At 72.5% G+C, this 25,964-nt stretch carries 25 protein-coding genes; 13 read left to right on the forward strand and 12 right to left on the reverse strand.

What is annotated here, in order from left to right; translation table 11 throughout:
* The first annotated feature begins 44 nt into the window (after positions 1–44).
* The 4 genes from H4O22_RS17995 (at position 45) to H4O22_RS18010 (ending at position 5,580) form a co-directional block, all read left to right on the forward strand.
* Positions 45–545 carry a MarR family winged helix-turn-helix transcriptional regulator gene (locus tag H4O22_RS17995; protein ID WP_244963019.1) on the forward strand — a complete coding sequence of 167 codons (501 nt, stop codon included), beginning with the start codon at positions 45–47 and terminating at the stop codon, positions 543–545.
* Positions 546–740: 195 nt separating this feature from the next.
* On the forward strand, positions 741–3,875 hold the full coding sequence (gene icmF, locus H4O22_RS18000) for a fused isobutyryl-CoA mutase/GTPase IcmF (RefSeq protein WP_182524685.1): 3,135 nt from the start codon (positions 741–743) through the stop codon (positions 3,873–3,875).
* A 501-nt stretch (positions 3,876–4,376) separates the two neighbouring features.
* Entirely contained in the window at positions 4,377–4,871 is a 495-nt protein-coding gene (locus H4O22_RS18005) for a thioesterase family protein (protein ID WP_182524686.1), read from the forward strand.
* Positions 4,872–4,875: 4 nt separating this feature from the next.
* Entirely contained in the window at positions 4,876–5,580 is a 705-nt protein-coding gene (locus tag H4O22_RS18010; protein ID WP_182524687.1) for a helical backbone metal receptor, read from the forward strand.
* Here the strand turns inward: H4O22_RS18010 and H4O22_RS18015 are convergent.
* Genes H4O22_RS18015 through H4O22_RS18025 form a run of 3 tightly spaced genes read right to left on the reverse strand, consistent with a single transcriptional unit; the run spans position 5,577 to position 7,956 of the window.
* Complete coding sequence (locus H4O22_RS18015) at positions 5,577–6,626, reverse strand: App1 family protein phosphatidate phosphatase (RefSeq protein WP_182524688.1); 1,050 nt, start codon at positions 6,624–6,626, stop codon at positions 5,577–5,579. The genes H4O22_RS18010 and H4O22_RS18015 overlap by 4 nt on opposite strands.
* Positions 6,623–7,381: an enoyl-CoA hydratase-related protein gene (locus H4O22_RS18020; protein ID WP_182524689.1), complete on the reverse strand. Its 759-nt coding sequence runs from the start codon at positions 7,379–7,381 to the stop codon at positions 6,623–6,625. Before H4O22_RS18020 ends, H4O22_RS18015 begins: the two co-directional genes overlap by 4 nt.
* Complete coding sequence (locus tag H4O22_RS18025; RefSeq protein ID WP_182524690.1) at positions 7,378–7,956, reverse strand: rhomboid family intramembrane serine protease; 579 nt, start codon at positions 7,954–7,956, stop codon at positions 7,378–7,380. Before H4O22_RS18025 ends, H4O22_RS18020 begins: the two co-directional genes overlap by 4 nt.
* A gap of 179 nt (positions 7,957–8,135) precedes the next feature.
* Between H4O22_RS18025 and H4O22_RS18030 the strand changes: the two genes are divergently transcribed.
* Positions 8,136–8,438: a GIY-YIG nuclease family protein gene (locus H4O22_RS18030; protein ID WP_182524691.1), complete on the forward strand. Its 303-nt coding sequence runs from the start codon at positions 8,136–8,138 to the stop codon at positions 8,436–8,438.
* A gap of 95 nt (positions 8,439–8,533) precedes the next feature.
* Here H4O22_RS18030 and H4O22_RS18035 read toward each other — a convergent pair whose 3' ends face one another.
* From H4O22_RS18035 to H4O22_RS18060, 6 genes are read right to left on the reverse strand one after another with little or no spacing between them, the layout of a single operon-like run.
* Positions 8,534–9,535, reverse strand: coding sequence for a cytochrome d ubiquinol oxidase subunit II (locus tag H4O22_RS18035; RefSeq protein ID WP_182524692.1), 1,002 nt, complete (start codon positions 9,533–9,535; stop codon positions 8,534–8,536).
* Positions 9,532–10,929 (reverse strand): cytochrome ubiquinol oxidase subunit I, encoded by a 1,398-nt coding sequence (locus H4O22_RS18040; RefSeq protein WP_182524693.1) that lies wholly within the window; start codon positions 10,927–10,929, stop codon positions 9,532–9,534. The genes H4O22_RS18035 and H4O22_RS18040 overlap by 4 nt, the downstream gene beginning before the upstream one ends.
* Positions 10,930–10,978: 49 nt before the next feature.
* The gene (locus H4O22_RS18045) at positions 10,979–11,641 is read right to left on the reverse strand and encodes a dihydrofolate reductase family protein (RefSeq protein WP_182524694.1); all 663 of its coding nucleotides are present in this window, start codon (positions 11,639–11,641) and stop codon (positions 10,979–10,981) included.
* Positions 11,638–12,108 (reverse strand): class III extradiol ring-cleavage dioxygenase family protein, encoded by a 471-nt coding sequence (locus H4O22_RS18050; protein ID WP_244963020.1) that lies wholly within the window; start codon positions 12,106–12,108, stop codon positions 11,638–11,640. Before H4O22_RS18050 ends, H4O22_RS18045 begins: the two co-directional genes overlap by 4 nt.
* Positions 12,109–12,152: 44 nt before the next feature.
* A complete protein-coding gene (gene folP / locus H4O22_RS18055) occupies positions 12,153–13,016 on the reverse strand; it encodes a dihydropteroate synthase (protein WP_182524696.1) in 864 nt (287 codons plus the stop codon).
* Positions 13,013–13,915 (reverse strand): glucosyl-3-phosphoglycerate synthase, encoded by a 903-nt coding sequence (locus H4O22_RS18060; RefSeq protein ID WP_182524697.1) that lies wholly within the window; start codon positions 13,913–13,915, stop codon positions 13,013–13,015. The genes folP and H4O22_RS18060 overlap by 4 nt, the downstream gene beginning before the upstream one ends.
* Before the next feature lie 33 nt (positions 13,916–13,948).
* On the opposite strand from H4O22_RS18060, the gene H4O22_RS18065 reads away from it, so the two are divergent.
* Positions 13,949–14,560 carry a TetR/AcrR family transcriptional regulator gene (locus tag H4O22_RS18065; RefSeq protein WP_182524698.1) on the forward strand — a complete coding sequence of 204 codons (612 nt, stop codon included), beginning with the start codon at positions 13,949–13,951 and terminating at the stop codon, positions 14,558–14,560.
* Between the two features lie 666 nt (positions 14,561–15,226).
* Here the strand turns inward: H4O22_RS18065 and H4O22_RS18070 are convergent.
* The 3 genes from H4O22_RS18070 to galE form a co-directional block, all read right to left on the reverse strand.
* Positions 15,227–18,442: a M1 family aminopeptidase gene (locus H4O22_RS18070; protein ID WP_182524699.1), complete on the reverse strand. Its 3,216-nt coding sequence runs from the start codon at positions 18,440–18,442 to the stop codon at positions 15,227–15,229.
* Between the two features lie 250 nt (positions 18,443–18,692).
* Positions 18,693–19,286: a collagen-like protein gene (locus H4O22_RS18075; RefSeq protein ID WP_182527259.1), complete on the reverse strand. Its 594-nt coding sequence runs from the start codon at positions 19,284–19,286 to the stop codon at positions 18,693–18,695.
* Between the two features lie 253 nt (positions 19,287–19,539).
* Positions 19,540–20,544 carry a UDP-glucose 4-epimerase GalE gene (gene galE / locus H4O22_RS18080; RefSeq protein WP_182524700.1) on the reverse strand — a complete coding sequence of 335 codons (1,005 nt, stop codon included), beginning with the start codon at positions 20,542–20,544 and terminating at the stop codon, positions 19,540–19,542.
* 103 nt (positions 20,545–20,647) lie between these two features.
* Here galE and H4O22_RS18085 point away from each other — a divergent pair, with 103 nt between their 5' ends.
* The 7 genes from H4O22_RS18085 (at position 20,648) to H4O22_RS18115 (ending at position 25,937) form a co-directional block, all read left to right on the forward strand.
* Positions 20,648–21,640, forward strand: a complete 993-nt coding sequence (locus H4O22_RS18085) for an AAA family ATPase (RefSeq protein ID WP_220451207.1) — start codon at positions 20,648–20,650, stop codon at positions 21,638–21,640.
* Positions 21,640–22,524 carry a DUF58 domain-containing protein gene (locus H4O22_RS18090; protein ID WP_182524702.1) on the forward strand — a complete coding sequence of 295 codons (885 nt, stop codon included), beginning with the start codon at positions 21,640–21,642 and terminating at the stop codon, positions 22,522–22,524. Before H4O22_RS18085 ends, H4O22_RS18090 begins: the two co-directional genes overlap by 1 nt.
* Positions 22,508–22,972 carry a hypothetical protein gene (locus H4O22_RS18095; protein WP_182524703.1) on the forward strand — a complete coding sequence of 155 codons (465 nt, stop codon included), beginning with the start codon at positions 22,508–22,510 and terminating at the stop codon, positions 22,970–22,972. Before H4O22_RS18090 ends, H4O22_RS18095 begins: the two co-directional genes overlap by 17 nt.
* A complete protein-coding gene (locus tag H4O22_RS18100; protein ID WP_182524704.1) occupies positions 22,969–23,937 on the forward strand; it encodes a VWA domain-containing protein in 969 nt (322 codons plus the stop codon). The genes H4O22_RS18095 and H4O22_RS18100 overlap by 4 nt, the downstream gene beginning before the upstream one ends.
* Positions 23,934–24,911: a VWA domain-containing protein gene (locus H4O22_RS18105; protein WP_182524705.1), complete on the forward strand. Its 978-nt coding sequence runs from the start codon at positions 23,934–23,936 to the stop codon at positions 24,909–24,911. Before H4O22_RS18100 ends, H4O22_RS18105 begins: the two co-directional genes overlap by 4 nt.
* On the forward strand, positions 24,908–25,663 hold the full coding sequence (locus H4O22_RS18110; RefSeq protein WP_182524706.1) for a hypothetical protein: 756 nt from the start codon (positions 24,908–24,910) through the stop codon (positions 25,661–25,663). Before H4O22_RS18105 ends, H4O22_RS18110 begins: the two co-directional genes overlap by 4 nt.
* Before the next feature lie 109 nt (positions 25,664–25,772).
* Positions 25,773–25,937, forward strand: a complete 165-nt coding sequence (locus tag H4O22_RS18115) for a hypothetical protein (protein WP_182524707.1) — start codon at positions 25,773–25,775, stop codon at positions 25,935–25,937.
* Positions 25,938–25,964: the final 27 nt, after the last annotated feature.

The following is a 25,964-nucleotide window of genomic DNA, read 5'->3' on the forward strand; positions in this document are numbered from 1 at the left end:
TCAGAACCCCCACGACGCCCCGGGCATTCCCTACGCTGTCGGGCGTGAGCGAGCGAGACCCGATCCGCGAGGCGCACCGGCAGTGGACGCGCCACGGGTGGGGCGACGCCGCCGACGGGATGGCCATGGTGACGTCCGTGGTGCGGGTCCAGCAGCTGCTCCTCGAGCGGATCGACGCGGTGCTGCGTCCCCTGGACCTGACGTTCGCCCGCTACGAGGTGCTGCGGCTGCTCTCGTTCTCCTCCGCCGGCGGCATGCCGATGACCCGCCTCGGCTCGCTGCTGCAGGTGCACGCCACCAGCGTGACCAGCGCGGTGGACCGCCTCGAGAAGCAGGGGTACGTCGGGCGCGCGCGGCGCGACGACGACCGCCGGGTCGTGGTCGCCTCCATCACCGAGGCCGGGCGCGAGGTCGTCGAGACCGCGACCGAGGGCCTCAACCGCGACGTGTTCGAGCGGCCGGGCCTCGCGCCGCAGCAGGTCACCGCGCTGACCGCGCTGCTCGGCGAGCTGCGCGCCAGCGCCGGCGACCTCGTCGACGGCTGAGCCCGCACTGAAGGAACGCCGAGTCGGCGCTTGTGTCCGGGTTCTCCACAGCGGGCCTGTGGGGAAAGCGAACACAAGCGCCGACTCGGCGGATCAGTCCGCACAGTGTCCGGCTAGTTCTGGCTACTTCCCGGTACGCCGAGGTCCGCCTACCATCAGATGGTTGGACGTCCAACCATTTCCCCGGAGGCCCCCGTGCCCGAGCTCCATGTCCCCCAGCACCCCGTCCGCCTGGTGACGGCGTCCAGCCTCTTCGACGGCCACGACGCCTCGATCAACATCATGCGGCGGATCCTGCAGAGCCAGGGCTGCGAGGTCATCCACCTCGGCCACAACCGCTCCGTCCAGGAGGTCGTCGACGCGGCGCTCGAGGAGGACGTCCAGGGGGTCGCGGTCTCCTCCTACCAGGGCGGGCACGTCGAGTACTTCGAGTACCTCGTCGAGTCGCTCCGCGCCCAGGGCGCCGGCCACGTCAAGGTCGTCGGCGGCGGGGGCGGCGTGATCGTCCACGACGAGATCGAGCGGCTGCGGGCGAGCGGCGTCACGATCTTCTCCCCCGAGGACGGCCAGCGGATGGGCCTGGTCGGCATGATCAGCTCGGTCGTCCGCGACTGCGACGTCGACCTCTGGGCCCACCGCGAGGCGACCGCCGAGCAGGTCCTCGCCGGCGAGCGGGCCGCGATCGCCCGCGCGATCACCGGCGCCGAGTCCGGCCGGCTCCCCGCCGACGCCCTGGCGACCCTGCGCGACGCCGCCGCGCGCCGGCGTACCCCCGTCCTCGGCATCACCGGCACCGGCGGCTCCGGCAAGTCCTCCCTGACCGACGAGCTGGTACGCCGGCTCCGGGTCGACCAGCAGGACAAGCTGCGGGTCGCGGTCCTCGCGGTCGACCCCACCCGCCGCAAGGGCGGCGGCGCGCTGCTCGGCGACCGGATCCGGATGAACTCCGTCGACGGCGACCGGGTCTTCTTCCGCAGCCTCGCGACCCGCGGCGCCCACGAGCTCCCCGACCACCTCGACGACGTCCTCACCGTCATCAAGGCCGCCGGCTTCGACCTGGTCATCGTCGAGACCCCCGGCATCGGCCAGGGCGACGCCGCGATCGTGCCCTTCGTCGACACCTCCCTCTACGTGATGACGCCGGAGTTCGGCGCCGCCTCGCAGCTGGAGAAGATCGACATGCTCGACTTCGCCGACGTCGTCGCGATCAACAAGTTCGAGCGCCGCGGCGCCCACGACGCGCTGCGCGACGTCGGCCGCCAGCTGGTCCGCAACCGCGAGGCCTTCGGCAAGCAGCCCGCCGACATGCCGGTCTTCGGCACCTCCGCCGCCACCTTCAACGACGACGGCGTCACCGCGCTCTACCAGCACCTGCGCGGCCTCCTCGGCGAGCAGGGGCTCCCCCTCGACCAGGGCACGCTCGCGCCGGTCGACGTACGCCACTCCTCCACGATCCGCCAGGTCGTGCCCGCCGACCGGGTCCGCTACCTCGCCGAGATCACCGACGCGGTCCGCGGCTACCACGCCCGCACCGAGGAGGTCGCCGAGCAGGCGCGCCGCGTGCAGCGCCTCGAGGCGGTCGCCGGCGAGCTCACCGCGCGCGAGGAGGTCGACGGCCTCCTCGAGCAGGCTCGCACGAACCTCGACCCCACCGTCGCCGAGCAGCTCGCCAGCTGGCCCGACACCATCCGGGCGTACGCCGAGAAGCCCGGCCGCGAGTCGCTCTCCGGCAACACCGTCCCCCGCGTCGCGCTGCCGACGTACGCCGACCACGGCGAGCTGGTCCGCTTCTTCCGGCGCGAGGGCCTCCCGGGGTTCTTCCCGTTCACCGCCGGCGTCTTCCCGTTCAAGCGCGAGGGCGAGGACCCGGCCCGGATGTTCGCCGGCGAGGGCGACCCCGCGCGCACCAACCGCCGGTTCAAGCTCCTCTCCGAGGGCAACGAGGCGACCCGCCTGTCCACGGCGTTCGACTCGGTCACCCTCTACGGCCGCGACCCCCACGAGCGCCCCGACATCTACGGCAAGGTCGGCACGTCCGGCGTCTCCGTCGCGACGCTCGACGACATGAAGCAGCTCTACGACGGGTTCGACCTGCTCTCGCCGACGACCAGCGTGTCGATGACGATCAACGGCCCGGCGCCCACCGTGCTCGCGTTCTTCCTCAACACCGTGCTCGACCAGGCGCGCGAGCAGGGGGTCGACCCGGTGGAGGCGCTCAAGACCGTCCGCGGCACCGTCCAGGCCGACATCCTCAAGGAGGACCAGGGCCAGAACACCTGCCTGTTCTCCACCGAGTTCTCGCTGCGCTGCATGGCCGACATCCAGGAGTGGTTCATTGACCAGGGGGTCCGCAACTTCTACTCGGTGAGCATCTCCGGCTACCACATCGCCGAGGCCGGGGCGAACCCCATCAGCCAGCTCGCGTTCACCCTCGCCAACGGGTTCACGTACGTCGAGGCCTACCTCGCCCGCGGCATGGACATCGACGACTTCGCGCCCAACCTGTCGTTCTTCTTCTCCAACGGCATGGACCCGGAGTACTCCGTCATCGGCCGCGTCGCCCGCCGCATCTGGGCGGTCGCGATGCGCGACAGGTACGGCGCCAACGAGCGCTCGCAGAAGCTGAAGTACCACGTGCAGACGTCCGGTCGTTCCCTGCACGCGCAGGAGATGGACTTCAACGACATCCGCACCACGCTGCAGGCGCTGATCGCGATCTACGACAACGCCAACAGCCTGCACACCAACGCCTTCGACGAGGCGGTGACCACCCCCAGCGAGGACTCGGTACGCCGCGCGCTGGCGATCCAGCTGATCATCAACCGCGAGTGGGGGCTGGCGATGAACGAGAACCCGCTCCAGGGCTCCTTCGTCATCGACCAGCTCACCGACCTCGTGGAGGAGGCGGTGCTCACCGAGTTCGACCGGATCAGCGAGCGCGGCGGCGTCCTCGGCGCGATGGAGACCGGCTACCAGCGCGGCCGGATCCAGGACGAGTCGATGCTCTACGAGCACCGCAAGCACGACGGGACGCTGCCGATCGTCGGCGTCAACACCTTCCTCCGCAAGGACGCCGGCGACGGCACGCCCGACCACGTCGAGCTGGCCCGTGCGACCGACGGGGAGAAGGAGTCGCAGCTGCGGCGGGTCCGCGACTTCCAGACCGCGAACTCCCCGGAGTCCGCCGCCGCGCTCGCCCGGCTCAAGGAGGCCGCCACCACCGGCGAGAACGTCTTCGCCGTCCTCATGGACGCCGCCCGGGTCTGCTCCCTCGGCCAGGTCACCGAGGCGTTCTTCGAGGTCGGCGGCGCCTACCGCCGCAACGTCTGACCCCGGCGGTCGAGCAGGGAAGGCGCGCAGCGCCTGACCGATGTCGAGACCCCCGCAACCCGACGTACGACGCCAACCACCGCCATCTCCACCCTGCGGAGGTCTCGACAACGCTCGACCCCGGAGGTCGAGCAGGGAAGGCGCGCAGCGCCTGACCGATGTCGAGACCCCGCAACCCGACGTACGACGGCGACCACCGCGGCCTCCACCCTGCGGAGGTCTCGACAACGCTCGCTGGCGCTCGCTGCTCGACCCCCGGTGGTCGAGCAGGGAAGGCGCGCAGCGCCTGACCGTTGTCGAGACCCCCGCAACCCGACGTACGGCGGTGGCCACCGTCGCCTCCACCCTGCAGGGGTCTCGACAACGCTCGCTGGCGCTCGCTGCTCGACCACCGGGAACGGGTCTCGACAACGCTCGCTGGCGCTCGCTGCTCGACCACCGGTAGTGAGACGCTCGACCACCGGTGGTCCGCGCCGCGGCGCCTGCCGATAACCTGCGCCGGTGACCACCTTGCCGACGTACGACCAGCTCGCCGACCTGCCGATGTACGGCGACCGCTCCGTCCCCGTCGCGTTCGAGGACATCAACGGCCACCTCAACGTGCGCTTCTACCTCGGCATCGCCAGCGAGGGCCTCGACGAGGCACTGACCGAGGTCGGGATCCCGACCAACTGGGTCGACAAGGGCTTCGCGATCTTCTCCGCCGAGCACCACCTGACCTACGTCTCCGAGCTGCTCACCGGCGACAAGGTCTCGGTGCGGGTCCGGCTCCTGGGCCGCTCCGAGCGGGCGATCCACGCGCTGGCGTACCTCGTCGACGAGTCCCGCCAGCGGGTCGCCTACGTGATGGAGGAGATCTTCCTCCACATCGACATGACCACCCGCAAGACCTCGCCGTGGCCCGAGGACGTCGCCACCAAGGTCGACGCCAAGATCGCCGAGCACGCGAAGCTGCCGTTCGAGCCGACGCTGTCGGGGTCCATGTCGCTGCGGTGACGGCATGACGGTGGAGCGCGTCGTCTCGCTGGTGCCCTCGATCACCGAGGCGCTGGCGAGCGTCCGCCCGGCTGCCGTGGTCGGCGCCACCGACTGGTGCACGCACCCGCCCGGCCTCGAGGTCACCCGCGTCCGCGGGACGAAGAACCCCGACCTCGCCGCGGTCCGCGCCCTCTCCCCCGACCTCGTCGTGGTCAACAAGGAGGAGAACCGCGAGCTCGACGTACGCCGCCTCCGCGACGCCGGCGTCCGGGTGCACGTCACCGAGATCGAGACCGTGCCGGAGGCGGTCGCGGCCTTCGAGGAGCTCTTCGACGACGTCCTGGGCTGGGAGCGGCCGGACTGGCTCGCGTCGGCCCGCGACCTGTGGTGCGGCCCGCTGCCCGCCGTACGCCGCACCGTGGTCGTCCCGATCTGGCGCGACCCCTGGATGGTCGTCGGCAGCCGCACGTTCACCGGCGATCTGGCTCGGCGCCTCGGCCTCGCCAACGTGTACGCCGACCACCCGGCGCGCTACCCGGCGCTCGACGTCGCCGAGCTGGACGCGGCGGGGGCGGACGTCGTCCTGCTGCCGGACGAGCCGTACCTGTTCACCCCCACCGACGGTCCGGAGGCGTTCAGCCGGACGCCGGTCGAGCTGGTCAGCGGGCGACTGCTGACCTGGTACGGACCGTCACTGGTCGACGCGCACCGGTCGCTGGCCCGCTAGTCCCTGACGGCCGCCGCGACGGCGGCCACGTCGGCCTCGGTCAGCAGCCCGAGCCCCCGCAGGTGCCGGGCGACGACGAGCGAGTCGGCGGCGAGCACGAACGGCACCTCGTGGTCCCACGCGTCGGTGACGGCCTCCACGCGTCCGTCGCCCGGGTCCAGCCGCACCTCGCGGATGTAGACCGCGATGACCCGCCCGGGGTGCCGGCGGACGGTCTCGGCGTAGATCTCCGGGTCGTGCTCGCCGGAGTCCCCGATCAGCACGAACCGCAGGTCGGGGTGGGTGCGCAGCACCTCCTCGATCCGGTCCCGCTTGTGCCCGCCGACGACGAAGTCGCGCAGCAGCACCGGCCCCGGCGGGAAGCCCCGGTGCGCGAGGAACCCGTGCAGGAAGTCGTGCAGGTTCCACGGGCTCGAGGAGACGTAGAAGAACGGGTTGCGGCCGTCGGTGCGCCCCAGCGCCGCGTACAGCTCCGCCGCGCCCGCGAACGCCGTCCGCGTGAGCACCGAGCCGGTCAGCGTCTGCCGGACCATCGACCAGGTGCGCTGCACGCCGGTCTGCAGCACGGTGTCGTCGAGGTCGGAGATCACGCCCAGCTCGGCGCGCGCGTCGCTCACCCGGATCCGCACCGGCACCCGCGCGTCGTCGATCCCGCGGTACGGCGCGGCGAGCGCGAGCGTCCCGGTCGTCCACGGTGCTTCGAGGTGCGCGCCGCGGAGCTCGACGCGGACGTACCCGTCGTCGTCGCTGACCGCGTCCGCGGTGGCCCCACCGACCTCGACGCGGAGAGGTACGCCGCGGAGCTCGTTGGTCACGAAGCCCGCGGCGGTACGGCGCACCGCGGCCCACGCGCTCTCGCCCGCGATCGTCTCGGGCGGCTCCGCGTCGTCGAGCACCCGGCCGCGCACGACCACGCGGTCGCCGCTGCCGTGGCCGCCGTACGACACGATCCGGAAGTGCTGCGGCACGCGTCCGGAGCGCCGCCGCTCCAGCACGCTGTCCCAGCGCCGCTCCAGCCCGGTGAGGGCCCACCGCGCGCGGCTCATCGGAAGGCCGGCTTCTCCTTGGCCACGAACGCGCGGACCCCCTCGGCGAAGTCCGGCCCGGTGTAGACCTCGCGCAGCGTCGCCTCGTCGTGGCGCGGCGACGCCTCGGCCACCCGCGCCCGGTCGAGCAGCTGCGACTTGGTGGTGCGCAGGGTGACGCCGGAGGCGGCGCGCAGCCCGGCGAGGAGATCGGACAGCTCCGCGTCGAGGTCGTCGACGACGGCGAGCACCGCGCCCACGGCGTACGCACGGTCGGCGGCGACCAGCCGCGAGGTCAGCAGCATCTCGCGGGTCAGCGACTCCCCGAAGACGGCGGCGGTGCGGTAGACGATCGAGGCCGACAGCGCGTTGCCCAGGGTGCGGGCGATCGGGTAGCCGAACCGGGAGCCCGGGGTCGCGATCCGCAGGTCGCAGTGGGACGCGACCGCCAGCCCGCCGCCGACGCAGACGCCGTCGACCGCCGCGATGGTGACCTGGGGCAGCGCGAACAGCGCCTCGAGGAGCTCGCGGATCCAGTTCTCGTAGGCGACCGCGTCGGCCTCGACGAAGTCGGTGATCTCGTTGCCGGCCGCGAACGCCTTGCCGCCGGCGCCCCGCAGCACCAGGGCGCGGACGTCGGTGTCGCCGGCGAGCTCCTCGCACAGCGCCCGCAGCTCGGCGTACATCGCCCGGGTGAAGGCGTTGCGGCGCTCCGGACGGTTGAACGTCACCTCGACGACGCCCGGCTCCCGCCGGACCAGCAGCTCCTCGTTCACGCCGGGGAGCGTAGCGAGCGCGCTGACCAGGCCGCGACGACGCCTCCGACCGCGCCGAAGAGGTGCCCCTGCCAGGAGACGCCGGCCGCGCCGGGCAGCACGCCCCACAGCAGGCCGCCCCACACCAGGAGGACCACGATCCCGAGGACGATCTCGCCGCCCCGGCGGTTCACGAACCCGCGCACGACCAGGTACGTCAGCCACCCGAACACCAGCACGGACGCGCCCAGGTGGACGGTGTTCGCGGGCGCCACGAGCCAGGTGCCGAGCCCCCCGATCACCCAGATGACGCCGGTCGCGGCCAGCCCGCGCGCGAGCCCGGTCGCCAGCACGAGGAACCCCAGGACGAGGACCGGCACGGTGTTCGCGCTGAGGTGGCCCCACCCGCCGTGCAGGAGCGGCGCGAAGAGGATCCCCACCAGCCCCTCGTCGTCCCGCGGCCGCACGCCGTACCCATCCAGCTGGTGCCCGGACGCCGTGTCGACCACCTCCAGCACCCACAACAGGAGCACGAAGCCCCCGACCACCGCGAGCGCCTGCTGCCAGACCGGGGTGGACGAGCGAGGCGTGGGCATGGCACCAGCCTGCCCGTCCGGTGGTCGAGCAGGAAAGGCGCCCCGACCCCCGGTGGTCGAGCAGGGAAGGCGCCCAGCGCCTGACCGATGTCGAGACCCCCGCACCCGAAAGCAGACCTCATCCACAGCCGGTGACCACCGCGGTTTCGTCCCCAGGACCCGGAGGGCACGGCACCGCCATGGCCTGGACCTACATCCTCGAGTGCGCAGACGGCTCGTTCTACGTCGGCAGCACCGTCGACCTCGAGCGCCGGCTGACGGAGCACAGCTCGGGCGAGGGCGGCGCGGCGTACACCCGTCCCCGTCGGCGGCGACCGGTGCGCCTGGCGTGGAGCGTCGAGGTGGCGCGGGTCGAGGACGCGTTCGCCCTGGAGAAGCAGATCCAGCGCTGGGGTCGTGCGAAGCGGCTGGCGCTCATCGAGGGTCGGCTCGGTGAGCTGCCGGCGCTGGCGCGAGGACGGGATCGCTCGCCGCGGCGGTGAGCGCCGTCGTACGCCGCGGTGGTGACGGTGGGCTCTTGGGTGCGGGGGTCTCGACAACGGTCAGGCGCGGAGCGCCTTCCCTGCTCGACCACCGGTCAGTGGTGCGACCAGGCCTCCGTCTGGGTGAGCCGGTAGAGGTACGCGAGGGCGGGGACGACGAGGACGGCGGCGAGGCCGGCCGCGACGAGCAGGGCCGCGAGGGTGGCGTCGGCGCCGGCGGCGTCCTCGATGGTGACCTGGTCGACGAGTAGCCAGGGGTACTGCCCGACGCCCCAGCCGAGGAGCACGGCGGCCACCGCGGCCACCGCGGTGAACCGGGCGATCGCGTACCGCCGCCGGACGAGCAGCACGAGGGTGGCGACGCCGGCCAGCGCGGAGGCGATCACGAGCGGCGCCGCCTGCGTCTCCAGGCCGTCCGCGAGCGTGGGCGCGTCCCGCTCCAGCGGCACCAGGGCCGCGAAGACGATCGCCCCCGTCACCAGCCCCACCGCGAGCGTGCGGACCCGGAGCTGCTCGGCCAGCCGCTCGGAGCCCCCGCGAGCCGCGTCCGCGGCGAGGAACACCCCGCCGAGGAACGCGCAGGTGCCGACCGCGATCACGCCGCCGAAGAGCGAGGTCGGGTTCACCCACGAGCCGATCAGCTCGCCGCGGCCCTCCGCCGGCACCCGCCCGGAGGCGATCGCCCCGGCGATGGTGCCGAAGAAGAACGGCGTGACCACCGAGGAGAGTGCGAAGAAGGCGCCAAAGACCCGCGCCTGGCCCAGGGTGGCGGAGTACTTGCGGAACGCGAAGCTGGCCCCGCGCAGGACGATGCCGAGCAGCGCGAGCAGGAACGGCAGGATCAGCGTCGACATCGCCGCGGCGAACGACTCCGGGAACGCCGTCCACCACATCACCAGGACGTAGATCAGCCAGACGTGGTTGGCCTCCCAGACCGGGCCGATGCTGTGGTCGATGAGGGTACGGAGCTCGGCCCCCTTGGCCGGGCCGCCCGCCAAGAGGTCGTAGAACCCCGAGCCGAAGTCGGCGCCGCCGAAGAGGCCGTAGGCCAGCACGCCGACGAAGAGCGCGGCGGCGACCGCGAGCGGCAGCGTCATCGGCGCGCCGACCCGTGCGGGAGCTGGGCCTCCGGCCCGTACGGGCTCGGCAGGTCCTCCTCCCCGGCGCGCCAGCGCCGCGCCATCGAGCGCAGCACCAGCACCGCGCCCGCGGTCATCGCGGCGTACACGACCGCGGTGATGCCCAGCAGCCACCACAGCCCCGAGTTGCTGCCGGCGCCCTCGGAGGTCCGCATCACGCCGTACACGATCCACGGCTGGCGGCCGACCTCGGTGGCGATCCACCCCGCCTCCATGGCGATGACGGCCAGGACGCCGCTGATCGAGATGAACCGGAGGAACAGCCGGTGGTCCAGCAGGTCGCGGCCCCGCCACCGCGCGAACCAGTACAGGACCACCACCAGCACGAGCAGGGTGCCGATCCCGACCATCGACTGGAACGCCCAGTGGGTGATGTTGACCGGCGGCTGGTCCTCGACCGGGATGGTGTCGAGCCCCTGGACCCCCTTCGTGAAGGAGTTCCGGGCGAACAGCGAGCCGAGGTAGGGGATCTCCAGCGCCCACCGCACCTCGCCGTCGATCAGGAACCCGCCGATCACCAGCGGGGAGGGGCTCTCGGTCTCGGTCGCGAGCTCGAAGGCGGCCAGCTTCGCCGGCTGCGTCTCGGCCAGCCGGCCGCCGAGCAGGTGGCCGACGACCGGCTGCACGATCGTCGCGAGGCTGGCGAAGACGAACGGCAGGGTGAACCCGAGCCGGTGGCGCCGGTCGCGGCGGCCCTTGAGCATCCCGACCGCGTAGACCGAGGCGATCAGGAACCCGACGACCATGTACGCCGCGATCCACATGTGCAGGAACTGGAAGAACGCGCCGGGGTTGAGCAGCACCGCCCACGGGTCGATGTTGGTCACCCGGCCGTCGACGACGTCGAAGCCGACCGGCACGTTCATCCAGGCGTTCACCGCGATCACGCAGAACGCGCCGAAGATGCCCATGAACGCCATCGGCACGATCATGAGGAGGTGCCGGCGCGGTGGCATCCGGCCCCAGCCGTACAGGTAGATGCCGAGGAAGATCGCCTCGAGGAAGAACGCCAGCCCCTCGAAGGCGAACGGCAGCCCGAGCACGTCGCCGTACGTGCCCATCAGGCCGGGCCAGAGCAGGCCCATCTCGAAGCTGAGCACCGTGCCGGAGACCGCGCCGATCGCGAACAGCACCGCCGAGACCTTGGCCCAGCGCTGCGCGAGGACGAGCGCGTCGGCGTCGTCGCGGTAGATCCCGCGCCAGTGCATCGCGAAGATGATCGCCGGGAACGCGACGCCGAAGCACGCGAGCACGATGTGCCAGCCGAGGGACAGCGCCATCTGCTGGCGGGCCGGCAGCAGCCCCGCCGGGTCCTCCGCGAGGGCGGTGAGCAGGAGCTCCGGCGTTCCCATCTGGCCGACGGTACGTCGCCCGGGCGCCTCCAGGAAGGGGCGTTCGGCCCTACGAGCGGGTGAACCAGCGTGCCAGCAGGGTCCCGTCGTGCTCGAGCAGCAGCTCCAGCGACAGGGGTACGTCGAGCGGCGCGCCGACCGTCATCCGGGGGCCGGCACCGGCCAGCAGCCGCGGGACGACCGTCGCGCAGAGCTCGTCGACCACCCCCGCGGCGAGCAGGTCGCGGAGCAGGCTGGGGCCGCCCTCGGCGAGCAGGCTGACCAGCCCGCGGTCCACGAGCCGGGTCCGCAGCTGGGCGAGATCGACCTGCTCGTCGCCGCACACCAGCACCTGGTCCGCGCCCAGCAGGTCGCGGGCCGCCGCGAGTCCCGGGGACGACGCGCAGGTCGCGAGCAGCACCCGTCCCGGCTCAGCGCCCTGCAGGGTCGCGGGCACCTCGCCGCGCCGGCTGACCACCACGACCGGCACGGCGGCCGGCCCGTACCCCTCCGTCCGCGCGGTCCCCGCGCCCACCAGGACCGCGTCCGCCAGGCCGCGCAGGGTCTCGAAGACCAGCTTGTCGGCGGCGTTGTTGATCGACCCGCTGCGCCCGTCGGCGCCCGCGGCGGCCCCGTCGACGGAGCTCACCATGTTGGCCCGCAGCCACGGCGTGCGCGGGACGGCGTACAGGTCGGCGAGGTCGCCGCTCCGCGGACCGAGGAGGACCTTCACGAGACCTCCCACCGCATCACCCAGTACTGCACCCCGAACGGGTCGTCGTCGTAGAGCACCTCCGCCGGGCAGCCCGCGGGCAGCAGCCCGAAGAGCTCCCGGATCCCGTCGAGCGACGCGAGCAGCTCGCTCCCGAGCCCGAAGTCCGACCAGGTCACGTCGCCCGACGCGAGCGCGGCCCGCAGCCCGGCGTCGAACGCGAAGGACCGCTCGTCCAGGTGCCCCGGTGCCTTCTCCGAGCGGCGGGCGGAGCCGTTGCCGACGACGAGGTACGACGGGTGGTCGCCGTCGCGGGACGTGGCGCCGAGCAGGTGGTCGGCCACCCGGGCGCCCTGCGCGTCCGCGAGCACCGTCACCGACGACCCCAGCCAGGACACCGCCTCCAGGCACGCCGCCCGCAGCTCGGCGACCGGGTCGCTCAAGCCGGCGTACTCCGGCAGCAGCGCGAGCACGCCGGGGACCAGCACGAATCTCGGTGATCGAGTAGGTCGCGCAGCGACCGTATCGAGATTCATGCGAGCCCCCGGATCGCCCGCGCGGGTGGCCGCCGCCCGGCGATCGAGGCCACCATGTCGACCACCTGCCGGGTCTCGACGACCTCGTGCACGCGGTAGATCCGGGCGCCGGCGAGCGCGCAGACCGCGGTGGCGGCGAGGGTGCCGGTGAGCCGTTCGCCGACCGGCAGGTCGAGGGTCTCGCCGACGAAGTCCTTGTTCGACAGCGACACCAGCACCGGCCACCCGGTCGCGACCATCTCCCCCAGCCGCCGGGTGAGCTCGAGGGAGTGGAAGGTGTTCTTGCCGAAGTCGTGGGCCGGGTCGATGACCACCGACTCCTTGGAGACGCCCGCGGCGACCGCGCGCTCGGCGTACGCCACCGTGTCGGCGATCGCGGCGGCCACCACGTCGTCGTACTCCACCCGGTAGGGGCGGGTCCGCGGCGTGGCGCCGCCGGTGTGCGTGCAGACGATCGCCGCGCCGTGCTCGGCGGCGGCGTCGACCAGCTCGGGGTCGGCCCCGCCCCACGCGTCGTTGAGGACGTCGGCGCCGGCCTCACACACCGCCCGGCCGACCGACGCGCGCCAAGTGTCGACGGAGATGACGAGGGAGGGGTACGCCGCGCGGACCCGCGCGACGAAGTCCACCACCCGCGACATCTCCTCCTCGGGGCCGATCTCGGCGCCGGGCGCGGCCTTGATGCCGCCGATGTCGACGATCTCCGCGCCCTGCTCGACGACCCGCGCGACCCGCTCGAACGCCTTGTCCTCCGCCCAGGTCGCGCCGCGGTCGTAGAAGGAGTCGGGGGTGCGGTTGACGATCGCCATCATCAGCGTCGCGTCGTCGGCGAACTCGTGCCGCCCCAGCCGCAGCGTCATCGGGCCACCAGCAGCGGCGCGGCGGGCGGCCGCTCGACGACGGGTACGGCGTGCACGTGCGGCGCCACGCCGGGCCCGAACTGGGTCAGCGCGATCTCGTCCGCGTGGTGGCTGTGCGAGGACCGCGCCCAGCCGGCGGTGAGGATCTGGGTCGCCATCGCGCCGAGGTCGCGCAGTGCCTGGTGCCGGTGCGCGCGCCGGCCGAGGTCGACCTGCGCGATCGCGTCCAGCCCCTCGGTGCGCCAGGTGTCGACGAGCGCGGCGAGCTCCACGGCGTACCCGCTGGGCACGGAGAGCGACGCGAACAGCGACCGGCGTACCGCCCACTCCCCCGCCAGCGGCTGCACCAGCCCCGTGAGCGGCGGGAAGAGCAGCGCCAGCAGCGGCCGCGCGACCAGCTCGGTGACCCGGCCGCCCTCGAACGGGCCGTCGGCCCCCGGCCGCTCGTAGAACCCCTTCACCAGCGACACCTCGGGCCGGGTGAGCAGCGGCCCCAGCAGGCCGGGCACGAAGTGGGTGTCCCAGTCGAGCAGGTCGGCGTCCATGAACACGATCAGGTCGCCACGGGTGACGAACAGCGACTTCCACATCGCCTCCCCCTTGCCCTGCCGGGTGCCGAGGTCGGGGCGGATCTCGGCGGCGCGGTGCACGACCGCGCCGGCGTCGGTCGCGACGGCGTACGTGTCGTCGGTCGAGTCGGAGTCGACGACCACGATCTCGTCGAGGATCGCGACGGTCTCGACCAGCGCCTCGCGCACCCGGGTGACCACGTCGCCGACGGTGGCAGCCTCGTTGCGCGCGGGCACCACCAGGCTGACCCGCTGGTCCCCCTTCGCGGCGAGCAGGTCGGCCAGCGACCACTCGTCCCAGCGGTGGGTGTTGCGCTCGAACCAGCTCACGCCGCGAGGGTACGACGGTGGTTGAATGCGCGGGTGTCCAGTGCCGCCGCTCCGGAGCCGCAGGTACGCCGTGGCCGCGGCCGGCCGCGCACCCCGGGCGCCGAGCAGCGGATCCTCGACGCCGCCCTGGAGGAGTACGGCGAGCGCGGCTGGGCCGGCTTCACGATGGACGGCGTCGCGCGGCGCGCGGGCGTCGGGAAGTCGACGGTCTACCTGCGCTGGCAGGACAAGGACTCGCTGCTCATCGACGCCGTCGACGCCCGCACCGGCGGGATCGAGGACGTCGACACCGGCAGCCTCCGCGGCGACCTGATCGCGATCTCGGCCAACCTGTTCCGCCACTACCTCGACCCCGCCGGCTGGGCGACGCTGCGGCTCGCGGTGGACGCCGCCGCCTCGCCGTCCGCGCTCGGCACGTTCAGCCGGCGGATCGCCGAGCAGCACGCCGCCGCCGTCCTGGCGGTCGTCGCCCGCGCGGTGGAGCGCGGCGAGGCCCCCGCCGACCTGCCGGCCCCGGCGCTCGTCCTCTCGCTGTACGGCGCGGTCACCATGCAGCGGCTGACCATCCCCGGCGACCAGCAGCACCTCCCCGACGAGGAGATCCTGCGCCGGGTCACCGAGCTCGTCGACTTCGTCCTGCGCTGACCCGACCCGGAGGTCGAGCAGGAGGCGCCCCAGCGCCGACGACGTCGAGACCCCCGCCCCCGGAGGTCGAGCAGGAGGCGCCCCAGCGCCGACGATGTCGAGACCCCCGCCCCCGGTGGTCGAGCAGGAGGCGCCCCAGCGCCGACGATGTCGAGACCCCCGCAGCGTGCAGACAAGGGTGGTCACCGCCCTACGACGGGTTGCCCGGTCTCGACACCGATCAGGCGCAGAGCGCCTTCCCTGCTCGACCACCGGACCAACGCGAGCTTCGTTGGTCGAGTAGCCCGCGAGGAACCAGCGCCACCGGAGGTCGAGCAGGAGGCGCCCCAGCGCCGACGATGTCGAGACCCCCGCAGCGTGCAGACAAGGGTGGTCACCGCCGCACGACGGGTTACCAGGTCTCGACACCGCTCAGGCGCAGAGCGCCTTCCCTGCTCGACCACCGGTGGTCGCAGGAGGCGCCCCAGCGCCGACGATGTCGAGACCCCCGCAGCGTGCAGACAAGGGTGGTCACCGCCGCACGACGGGTTACCAGGTCTCGACACCGCTCAGGCGCAGAGCGCCTTCCCTGCTCGACCACCGGTGGTCGCCGCGAATCGAGACCCCCTCACGCACAAGACGCCCCCGGGCTCGGAAGTACCGAGCTCGGGGGCGTCCGGGGTGCTGCTACTTCTTCGTGACCTTCGCGGTCTTCGCGCTCGTCACGGTCTTCGTGGCGTAGCCCGTCTTGCGGAGCACGACGCGGACCGAGACCCGCTTGCCGAGCGCGGCCCGGGTGAGCGTGATCCTCTTCCCGGTGCCGATCTTCTTGTCGCCGGCGTACCAGGTGTACGACGCCGTGACGCCCGAGCCGAAGCCGGTGGCGCTCGCCTTCAGCACCTTGCCGACCTTCGTCTTGCCGGAGATGCCGATCGCGCCGGACCCGAGGGTCAGCGCGGACACCGGCGCGGTGGCGGCGCTGGTCCGCGTCACCGAGGCGTAGCCGGCCTTGCTGCCGGTGACCTCGACGCTGATCCGCGCGCGGACGTCGTCGACGCCGAGGCGGTACGACGAGCCCGTGGCGCCGGCGATCGGCTTGCCGTCGCGCAGCCACTGGAAGCTCGGCGTGACGCCGTCGTCCCAGGTGCCGGGCACGGCGGTGAGCGTCGAGCGGTACTTCGCGGCGCCCTCGATGGTCGGCACGGGCGTCAGGTCGAGCGTGCCGGCCGCGACCTCCACCGGCGCGCTGGAGCGCTCCACCGTGGCGTAGCCGGTCCTGCTCCCGATGACGGTGAACACCAGCGTGCGGCCGAGGTCGGCGGCGCTCGGGGTGTACGTCGTCCCCGTGACGCCCTCGAGCACCCTGCCGCCCACGGTCCACCGGTAGCGGAGCGTGGTGCCCGCGTCCCAGGTGCCGACGTTGACGGTGACCGGGCTGCCGACGGTCGGCGTCCCGCTGAGCACCGGCGTCGGCGTGGCCGTCAGGGCACCCGGCGCGACGGTGACCGGCGCGCTGGTGCGGGTGACCGGCGCGGAGCCGGCCCGGGTGCCGGTGACCGCGACCGTGAGCGGGCGCCCGGCGTCGGCGGCGACGGGCCGGTACGACGACCCGGTGGCGCCGGCGACGGGCACGCCGCCGACCGACCACTGGTAGGTGAGGGTCGTGCCCGCCTCCCAGCCGCCGGTGACGACCGAGACCGGGACGCCGACCTGCGGCGTCGCGCTCAGGGTCGGCGTGGGCGCCGGGACCGCGGTGGCGTTGCTGATCCGGCGGGTGGCGGCGAAGCCCGGAGCCGTGCCGGTGACGGCGAAGGTCACGGTCTTGCCGGCGTCGGCCGCGGTCGGGGTGTACGTCGTCGTGGTGGCGCCGGCGACGGCCACGCCGCCGACGAACCACTGGTAATCGGCGAAGGTGGTGCCCGTGGGCCAGCCGGTGGTCGTCGCGGTGAGCGTCGAGCCGACGGCGGGGGTGCCGGTGATGACCGGCCGGGGCGCCGTCTCGAGCGCCGAGCAGACGGCGCAGGCGCCGCCGAGGGAGGCAGCCTCCGCGGTGGCGAAGACCGTCTCGCGGACCGCGGTGCCGGTGACCGTCACCGGGATCTCGACGGTGGCCGTCGTGCCGGTGGCCGTCGTGGGCACGACCCAGGTCAGCGTGTTGCCGCTGCGGGTGACGCCGGCCGGCAGGGTGCCGATCGTGGCGTCGTCGGTCAGCGGGGTGATGTCGACGGTGACGACACCGTCGGTCAGGGCGACCCGGCCGGTGTTGGCGGCGCTGAGCGTGTAGGTCATCGCGGTGCCGCCGGTCACGGCGCCCTGGGCGGGAGTCGAGGTCAGGGACACGTCGTACTTGGCCGGCCAGGCGGGCTTGTCGGCGTCGTAGATCCAGTCCTGCCAGAACGCGTCGAGGTCGTGGCCGGAGATCTCCTCGGCCAGGTCCTTCAGCGCGTCGCCGCGGGGGCTCTGTCCGGCGTACCGGAACTGCCACTCCTTGACGACCCTGAAGAAGTCCTCGTCACGCAGCACCGTGCGCAGCGCCTCCCAGAACTGCGCGCCGCGCGTGTAGGTCTGGTAGCCGTAGATGTTCGCCGGGTCCGTCTGCGCGCCGGGCGGCGTCTGCCAGTTGGCGCTGGTCGCGGCGGTGTTGTTCCAGTTGTTGAAGTACGTCGTCTCGACGGCGGTCGGGTTGGGGGTCGCCGACGCGAGCACGCTGTTGTGCCAGGTCGGGGACCACGACGCCATGCCCTCGTTGATCCAGATGTCGGTCCACAGCCCGGGCGAGACGTTGTCGCCGTACCACTGGTGGGCGAGCTCGTGGATCAGTGTGTTGCCCGCGACCGAGTTCGTGCTGGGGAAGAACGAGCGGTCCTGGGTCTCGAGCGCGTAGTTGATGCCCGACGGCACGGTGTCGATGACCACGCCGGTGCTGTTGCCCGGGTAGGGGCCGAAGATCGACTCCAGGCGGTTGATGATCGGGCCGATCTGGGAGCGGCGGTTGCGGATCGTGGCCTTGTTGGCGTCCGACAGCGAGGCGTCCATGAACGACCACTCGGGGATGACCCGGCCGCTGGCCAGGGTCACCTGCGACTCCATCACGTCGTACTTGCCGACGGAGATCAGCGCCAGCTCACTGGCCATCTGCTTCTCCTGGACCCACTCCCACGTGGTCCGCCGGCCGTTGGCGCTCTGGGTCCTCGACTCCAGCTCGCCGTTGCTCACCGCGGCCGCGGGGCCGGTACCGGTCGCGCTGGTCAGCGTCGTGGGGACGTCGAGGGAGAAGGTGTACGTCGCCTTGTCGCCCGGCGTGTTGTTGTTGGGGTAGCCGGCCATCGAGCCCACCGGCTGGCCCATGAAGGTGGCGCCGTCGCTCGTCGGCACCCAGCCCTCCCACGAGTTGTCGGGGTCGACGTGGACGCTCGGGGTGCCGTGGTACTTCACGACGGTGGTGAACTCGCCCTCGACCGGCGTGGCCGGGGTGATCACGAGCTTGAACTTGATCGCGGCGGCGTCCTGGACGCGCTCGAAGGTCGCGGGCTGGCCGTCGACCGTGACCGAGTCGATCTCCAGACCCTCGAAGTCGAGGGAGAACGAGCGCAGCGGCGCGCCGGTCGTCGCGGCGACCATGGTGGTCGAGGCGGACCCGAAGTTGCCGGTCATCGTGGAGCCGACGACGCCGGTGGCGTTCCAGGCGATGTCGACGTCGTAGTGCAGCGCGTCGTACCCGCCGTTCCCGACGTTCGGGAACACCGCGTCACCGACGGTCTGTGCGCCGTCGATCGGGTCCGCGGCGTACGCCGGGGTCGTGGTCAGGCCGGCGAGTCCGCCGGCCACCAGCACGATCGGTACGGTCCGGGCCGCGGCCCGGCGCCACCAGGTGTGCTGGTCGCTCGTCTCCTGCAACGTCATCTGCATCCTCACTCGTCGGAACGGGAGGGATCCCGAGCCCCCGAGGGGACGCTATGCCTAAGACGTTTCCTTCACATTAAGAACGCTCCTATTGTCAGACAGCCAGCCACACGGTTCGCGTCGTCCTGACCGACCGCGATCACGTTGAATCATCAGTCGGTCCGAAAATCCAGGCACGAAGAACGTCGTCAGGCACGTGCCAAGTGCCAAATTCCCCAGAACCCCCACGCAGATCGTGGACCAGGATTGATCAGGGCACCACGAAGTTGAAGGACTGGCGGGCAGCGGCCGAGCCCATCACCGCGAACATGTCCCCACAACGTCCAACAGCCAAGTACTCGCCCTGCCACTGCTCATGACTCAAGGATCCGCCGAACCGCATCGTCACGACCATCGCCGATGTAGCGGCATGGCGGCCAGGGACCCTGATGCAGGGAACACCGAGCCCATGCGGGTCTGGCTCGAGCGTGAGTCCACCCGATTGGTCCACCAACTGACCGTCCCGGACCGTCCCCCAAGCGTGAACTGCTCCCTGCGGACCCTGTTCACCCTGTGGGCCGACAGCACCCTGGGGCCCCTGAGCACCGCGCGATCCGGTGGCGCCTTTCAGCCCCTTCACGGTCGCCCGGCTGAGGTCCGTGGTCTTCAACGACTTGTCCTTGATGTCCGCCGAAGTTACTGAGCCGTCCTTGATGTCCGCGCCCGTGATGAGAGCCCGCGCGGACGATGCGACGCCGGGGTTCCAGACGAACAGTGCAATGACGGCGAGGCTGAGCGAAATCGCAAACTTAAGTCGCACGGTTGACCTTCCGAGATAGACAGGCAGAGGGTCCGACTCTGTCATCGGACTCGCCTTTCGGAAGAGTCCTCGCTCGAACTCGCTCCACTAGCCCGGAACGAGGCGATGGGGCGGCCAGGAGCCGGTCGAAACGATCGGCACAGGTCGCGTGTCCTCGGCATGTAGCAATCGGTCAGTCGGTGTGGCCGGTGGCACTGCACTTGACGACCGATTCCGGCCTCGCCGTCCAACGCCGAAGGGCCGATTCCTTGCGACGTGCGACGCTTCGGTCACTGGAGGACAAATCGGGAGGTCGCGACTACTCGTAGCCGAGGATCTCCCGGCGCTTCTCGCCCCAGGCGAGCGCGGAGGCGATCGCCTCCTGCAGAGACAGCTCGGTGCGCCAGCCGAGCAGCTCGGCGGCGCGGTCGGCGTTCGCGTAGGCGCCGACGGCGTCGCCGGGACGCGGCGGCGCCTCGGAGATCGGCACCTCGCGGCCGAACACCTCCTGGAAAGCCCCCACCAGCTCGCGCACGGTGACGCCGTCGCCGGTGCCGAGGTTGATGATCACGCTCGGCGCCTGCACCTTCGCGAGCACCGCGTCGAACTCCTCGACCGCGCGCACGTGCGCCCGGGCGATGTCCCAGACGTGGATGTAGTCGCGGATGCCGGTGCCGTCGCGGGTGGGCAGGTCGGTGCCGGTGATCGTGAAGGAGTCCTTCTGGCCGCGCGCGGCCATCACCAGCTGGCCCAGGACGTGCGAGGGCTCCTTGGCGTAGATGCCGGACTCGAGGTCGGGGTCGGACCCGATCGGGTTGAAGTAGCGCAGGATGATCGCGCGCAGCTCGGTGGCGGCCGAGACGTCCTGGAGGACCTGCTCCATCATCAGCTTCGTGCGGGCGTACGGCGAACCGGGCGCGAGCGCGTCCTCCTCGGTCACCTTGAAGGTGTCCTTGGTCGCGTAGAGCGACGCGGAGCTGGAGAAGATCACCCGGTTCTTGCCCAGCGCGCTCAGCTCGTCGAAGAGCTCGAGGCTCTTCGCGACGTTGTCGCGGTAGTACTCGTACGGATTCTCCACCGACTCCGGTACGACGATCCGCGCCGCCATGTGGATGGTGGCGTCCAGGTCGGGGTGCTCCTCGACGATCCGCCGCAGCAGCGCCCGGTCGGCGATGTCGCCCTCGTAGAAGATCCGGTCGCGGACGAAGACCCGCGGCCCCTCGAGCAGCGAGTCGAGCACGACGGGCGTGTGCCCGGCCGCCTCCAGCGCCTTGCAGGTGATCGAGCCGATGTAGCCGGCGCCGCCGGTGACCAGGACCTTCATGCGCCGCAGCCTACTGATCACGACACCCGGCGACCCCGTTTCGCTGTCCGCGCCGGCCCCGTCCGACACACTGAGCGCCCATGCCCGCCGCACGAGGAGCACCATGAGCACGATCGAGGCCGCCGAGCTGGCCGAGGCACGACGGCTGCTGTCCGCGGTCGAGGCGACGTTCTCCTCCCGGATCGCCGGCCAGGAGCAGGTCCGCACCGCGTTGATCACCACGCTGCTCGCCGAGGGGCACCTGCTGCTCGAGAGCGTGCCGGGCCTGGCCAAGACGCTGGCCGCCTCCACCCTGGCCCACTCGGTCAGTGCCGACTTCGCACGCATCCAGTGCACCCCGGACCTGCTGCCCAGCGACATCATCGGCACCCAGCTCTATGACCCGCGCACCCACGAGTTCGACACCCAGCTCGGGCCGGTGCACGCCAACATCGTGCTCCTCGACGAGGTCAACCGCGCGAGCGCGAAGACCCAGTCCGCGATGCTCGAGGCGATGCAGGAGAGGCAGACCTCCATCGCCGGCGTCGTGCACCCCCTGCCCGAGCCGTTCATGGTGCTCGCCACCCAGAACCCGGTTGAGGAGGAGGGCACCTACGTCCTCCCCGAGGCCCAGATGGACCGGTTCCTGCTCAAGGAGGTCGTGGACTACCCCTCGCTCACCGACGAGATCGCCGTGCTCGACCGGGTCGCCGCCGGCACGCTCGGCCCGCACGCCAAGGACGTCCACCCGGTGCTCACCACCGAGGACGTCGTCCGGCTGCAGCGGCTGACCGAGCGGGTGTACGTCGACGCCGCGATCCGCGACTACATCGTCCGCCTGGTGCACGCGACCCGCCACGTCGGCGAGGTCCTCGGTCCCGACCAGGGCCGGTACGTCGAGCTCGGCGCCAGCCCGCGCGGCAGCATCGCGTTCTTCCAGGTGGCGCGCGCCCTCGCCGTCCAGGCCGGCCGCAACCACGTGATCCCCGAGGACGTCCGGCGGCTGCGGTACGGCGTGCTCCGGCACCGGCTGCACCTGAGCTTCGAGGCGCTGGCCGACAGGGTGCGCCCCGAGGAGATCATCGACGCCGTGTTCGACGCCGTCCCCTCCCCCTGATGACCACCCACCTCCCCCGGATCAAGGCGCGGATGGCGATCCACGCCCACCGCAAGGTCCGCGGGCTGCTGCAGGGCGAGTACGCCTCCGCGCAGGTGGGCCGGTCCATGGACCTCAACGACCTGCGCGAGTACGTGCGCGGCGACGACGTCCGCGACCTGGACTGGAAGGCCTCGGCCCGCAGCAACCAGATGCTGATCAAGCGGTACGTCGCCACCCGCAAGCACGTCCTGCTCCTGGTCGTCTCCACCGGGCGCAGCATGGCCGCGGTCAACGACCGCAAGGTGCCCAAGCGCGACCTCGCCGTGTTCGTGACCGGCGTCCTCGGCTGGCTGGCGGTCCGCAACGGCGACCTGGTCAGCGTGGCCTGGGGGGACGCCGAGTCCGCGCACGCCCGCCCGGCGTCCGGCCGGGAGATCCGGCTCGAGCACGGGCTGGCCGCCGTGCACGACGCGATCGACCCCGCCGGCCCGCCGTCCGACCTCACCCGCCTGCTGGACCACGTCGCCCGCGTCGTACGCCGCCGCACGATCATGGTCGTCGTCTGCGACGAGCCCGTGGTCGACGACCGGCTGGTCGCCGCCCTGCGCCGGGCGCAGGCCCAGCACGAGCTGCTGCTGGTGACCATCGGCGACCTGGACCCGACGCGCGAGACCGTCGACGCGCTCAGCGACGTGGACACCGGGGCGCCGCTGCCGGACTGGGCCCGCGGCGACGCGAAGCTCCGGGCGGAGTACGCCGCGCTGCTCACCGCGGAGGCGCGGGACCGGCGTACCCGGCTGGACCGGATGGGCGTGCCCCACGAGCGGGTCGTCGACCACGAGTCCGCGGTGCCGGCGATCTTCCGGCTGCTGGAGAGGCACCGCCATGGTCGGCGCCGCTGAGTTCACCGGCCCAGTCGCCTACGCCCCGTGGCTGACCTGGCTCGCGGTGCTGCTGCCGGTGCTGGTGCTCGCCTACTACCTCGGGGTGACCTGGTGGGCCCGGCCCCCGCGCGTGCGCCGTCCCCCGGAGCCCCGCCAGCACCGGCGGGAGCACCTGGAGCAGCTGGACGCCGTGGAGCGGGAGGTCGCGGCGGGGTCGCTCGGCCTGCGCGAGGCGCACCAGGCGATCAGCCGGATCGTCCGGTCCTTCGCCGCCGAGGCCGGGCCGGTCGACGTACGCACGATGACGCTGGAGCAGCTGCGGGCCGGCGCGCCCAGCACCGTCGTGGACCTCGTGGCGCTGGTCTACCCGCCCGAGTTCGCCCCCGGCACCGAGGGCGCGCCCGCGCAGCGGCTGGACCGGGCCCTGGCCGACGCCCGCGCCGCGATCACGGAGTGGCAGCCATGAACGACCTGACCTGGCCGCGGCTGGCGGTGGGGCTCGCCGTCGCCGTGGTGCTCCTCCTGCTGTGGTGGACGCGGCGGCCGCGGCGGGTCCCGGCCGGACTGCTGGTCGCGCACACCGACAGGCTGCGCAGCCTGCCCCGCTTCCGGAAGCTGGCCCGGCGGGAGCTGCTCGTCGCGGGGGTGGCCGCGACCGGGGCGCTGCTGCTGGTCGTCGGGACGATCTGGATGGGCGCCCGCCCGGTGCGCCAGGTGCTGGCGGACCCCGATCGCAACGGCCGCGACATCATGCTGTGCCTCGACGTCTCCCCCTCGATGGGCCCGTGGAACCGCCAGGTCCTCGACAGCTTCCAGACGCTGCTGGCGGAGCTGAACGGCGAGCGGCTGGGCCTGACCATCTTCAGCGGCGCGGGGGTGACGGTGCTGCCGCTGACCGACGACTACGGGTACGTCGCCGGCGAGCTGCGGGACGCGGCGAGGGCGTTCGCCAACCAGGACGCGAGCTACTTCGCCGGCGTGGACACCGGGACCGGGCAGACCAACCAGGCCGGCGACGGGCTGATGTCGTGCCTGCAGCGGTTCGACAAGGTCAGCAAGGGGCGGGGCCGGGCGGTCGTGCTCGCCACGGCCAACGACCCGGTCGGCGCCGGGATCTTCACCCTCCCCGAGGCGGCGCGCGAGGCGGTCCGGGACCGGGTCGTGGTCTACGGGATCGGCACGCCGGGGATGGACCGCACCGCCCTGGCGCAGCTCGCCGCCGCCGCCGCCGACACTGGCGGGCGGTCGTCGGTGGTCGAGGACGAGGTGGCCGTCGGCGACCTGGTGCGCGCGATCCAGCGCAACGAGGTGGAGCGCCTCCGTCCCCGACCGGCCGGCATCGACGAGGACGATCCCACTGCTCCGCTGGGGGTCGCGACCGCCGGCCTGGTGCTGCTGCTCGGCGGCGCCGTCGTCGGGAGGCGCCGATGAGCTGGCCCGTCGATCCCACCGTGGTCGTGGCCGGTGGGCTGATCCTGCTGGCCGTCGTGGTGTTCGGCCTCGTGTGGTCCCGGCGCAGCGAGCGCCTGGCGTGGCTGCGGCGCGCGCTGATGGTGGTCCTGCTGGCGGGGATCGCCTGGGGCCCGGGCGTCGGGCGAGAGCCGGTGCCGACCCGGACCGCCGAGATGGAGATCGTCGTCGTCCTGGACCGGACCACGTCGATGTCGGCGCTGGACTGGCGTCGGGACAGGTCCCGGCTCGAGGGCGCCCGGGCCGACATCGCCGAGCTCGTCGAGGCCCTCCCCACGGGTCGCTTCACGCTGGTCACCTTCGGCCGGCGGGCCGCCATCGACCTGCCCTCCACCAAGGACGAGCGGGTCATCGCCGACACCGTCGAGCTGGTCAGCCGCGAGGAGCCGCTGAGCGGGGTCGGGTCCCGTCTCGACCGGCCGCTCAACCTGCTGACCGGGCTGCTCCGGCAGATGCGGCAGCGCGACCCCCAGCGGGTGCGCCTGGTGGTCCTGATGAGCGACGGGGAGAACACCGGCGGGGGCCGGCAGCAGACGTACAAGCCGCTCACGCTCCTCGCGGTGGACGGCGGAGCTGTGCTGGGCTACGGCTCGAAGAAGGGCGCGCGGATGCCCGCGGAGGAGGACCGGCCGGCCGCGGGCTGGGTCACGGACGCCGCCCGGGGCCGGGACGCGGTCTCCCGGATCGACCAGCGCAACCTGCGCCGAGTCGCCGACCAGCTGGACGCGCCGTACCTCCACCGGACCCGGCCCGGCGGGCTCGAGGACCTCGCCGCGACCTGGACCGACCAGTTCCGCGAGTCCACCCAGGACGGCGTCGAGGTGCCCAACGCCCTGCAGCTCTACTGGATGTTCGCGCTGGCCCTGCTCCCGCTCGCGCTCCTCGACCTGCGGCACTTCTGGCGGCGCCTGCTGAACGCCCGGAGGTCGCGATGAGCGCCCGGGACCGCACCCGCGTGCGGAACCGTCTCTACCTGATCGGGCTGCTGCCCGCGGTGCTGATGCTCGCCGTCTCGGGGCGGGTCGGCGTGCTCCTGGTCCAGCAGTCGTCGGGCCTCTCCGGCTTCGAGGACAAGCGGTACGCCGAGGCGCGCGACGACTTCCGCGCCAACCAGGCCGTCGCGCCGTTCGAACGGTGGGTCGCGCCGTTCAACGAGGGCGCGGCCGAGCACCGCGAGAAGGACTGGCCGGGCGCGATCGGGTCGTACGAGGACGCGCTGGCCCACGCGCCGCAGGAGTGGGAGTGCGTCGTACGCAACAACCTGGCGCTGGCGCACGAGGCCGTGGGGGACGCCGCCCTCAAGCGGGCCGGCCGCTCGGACGCCGAGGCGGCTTGGTCCCTGGGCCGTACGGCGCTGGTCGCCTGCCGCGAGGAAGACCCGCAGCTCGAGGACGGGGCGGGCCGGGACGTACGCCAGCAGGAGCGGGACCGGAAGGTCGCCGCCAAGGTCGACCGGCGCCTCGCCGACAAGCTCGACGAGGACGTGAACCGCGCCGCGGAGCCCAAGAAGCCGAAGAAGCGGGACAAGGACCAAGCCAAGCGCGAGCGCGAGCTCGCCAAGCGCAACCAGCAGGCCCTGGCGAAACGCCTGCTCGAGATGCGGGGTCGGGAGAACGAGCAGGACCGGCAGTTCCGCGAGAGGCGGGCGGCCGACTTCGGCCTGCCCGCCCCGCCACCGACCTGGTGACTTCGCCTCGCCGCGCGGATATCACGTTCGGCTCGCGACGAATCCACGGCAAGTTAAAGATTGGTGAAAGTTCTGGTTACAGAGATACCCAGCGGGGCATCATTTGGACATGGCCGGTTTCGAGCTCTTCCTGGGGCAGCTTTTCGAGCACAGTGACGAGCCCCTCGGCACGCCGTTCGAGGAATGGTGCCGCCGGCACGACATCCACCCCGAGGCCTGGGGTGCCTGGGAGCGGTTCGAGGCCGACCGGGGCAGCCGGCACATCGCCGGATAACCGTCGGCCGATAGCGCGCGTCAATAG

Origin of the sequence: Nocardioides dongkuii (assembly GCF_014127485.1) — a bacterium.
In the GTDB taxonomy this organism is placed as follows: Bacteria; Actinomycetota; Actinomycetes; order Propionibacteriales; family Nocardioidaceae; genus Nocardioides; species Nocardioides dongkuii.

What these genes read in the sequence shown, in the direction of transcription:
- H4O22_RS18105 (WP_182524705.1), top strand. Translation starts at nt 23,934, where the DNA reads ATGAGCTGGCCCGTCGATCCCACCGTGGTCGTGGCCGGTGGGCTGATC.
- H4O22_RS18015 (WP_182524688.1), bottom strand. Translation starts at nt 6,626, where the DNA reads ATGAGCCGCGCGCGGTGGGCCCTCACCGGGCTGGAGCGGCGCTGGGAC.
- H4O22_RS18010 (WP_182524687.1), top strand. Translation starts at nt 4,876, where the DNA reads ATGACGGTGGAGCGCGTCGTCTCGCTGGTGCCCTCGATCACCGAGGCG.
- H4O22_RS18075 (WP_182527259.1), bottom strand. Translation starts at nt 19,286, where the DNA reads ATGACAGAGTCGGACCCTCTGCCTGTCTATCTCGGAAGGTCAACCGTG.
- H4O22_RS18095 (WP_182524703.1), top strand. Translation starts at nt 22,508, where the DNA reads ATGGTCGGCGCCGCTGAGTTCACCGGCCCAGTCGCCTACGCCCCGTGG.
- H4O22_RS18035 (WP_182524692.1), bottom strand. Translation starts at nt 9,535, where the DNA reads ATGACGCTGCCGCTCGCGGTCGCCGCCGCGCTCTTCGTCGGCGTGCTG.
- H4O22_RS18040 (WP_182524693.1), bottom strand. Translation starts at nt 10,929, where the DNA reads ATGGGAACGCCGGAGCTCCTGCTCACCGCCCTCGCGGAGGACCCGGCG.
- folP (WP_182524696.1), bottom strand. Translation starts at nt 13,016, where the DNA reads ATGACGCTGCGGCTGGGGCGGCACGAGTTCGCCGACGACGCGACGCTG.
- H4O22_RS18090 (WP_182524702.1), top strand. Translation starts at nt 21,640, where the DNA reads ATGACCACCCACCTCCCCCGGATCAAGGCGCGGATGGCGATCCACGCC.
- H4O22_RS18030 (WP_182524691.1), top strand. Translation starts at nt 8,136, where the DNA reads ATGGCCTGGACCTACATCCTCGAGTGCGCAGACGGCTCGTTCTACGTC.
- H4O22_RS18025 (WP_182524690.1), bottom strand. Translation starts at nt 7,956, where the DNA reads ATGCCCACGCCTCGCTCGTCCACCCCGGTCTGGCAGCAGGCGCTCGCG.
- galE (WP_182524700.1), bottom strand. Translation starts at nt 20,544, where the DNA reads ATGAAGGTCCTGGTCACCGGCGGCGCCGGCTACATCGGCTCGATCACC.
- H4O22_RS18115 (WP_182524707.1), top strand. Translation starts at nt 25,773, where the DNA reads ATGGCCGGTTTCGAGCTCTTCCTGGGGCAGCTTTTCGAGCACAGTGAC.
- H4O22_RS18110 (WP_182524706.1), top strand. Translation starts at nt 24,908, where the DNA reads ATGAGCGCCCGGGACCGCACCCGCGTGCGGAACCGTCTCTACCTGATC.
- H4O22_RS18085 (WP_220451207.1), top strand. Translation starts at nt 20,648, where the DNA reads ATGAGCACGATCGAGGCCGCCGAGCTGGCCGAGGCACGACGGCTGCTG.
- H4O22_RS18100 (WP_182524704.1), top strand. Translation starts at nt 22,969, where the DNA reads ATGAACGACCTGACCTGGCCGCGGCTGGCGGTGGGGCTCGCCGTCGCC.
- H4O22_RS18070 (WP_182524699.1), bottom strand. Translation starts at nt 18,442, where the DNA reads ATGACGTTGCAGGAGACGAGCGACCAGCACACCTGGTGGCGCCGGGCC.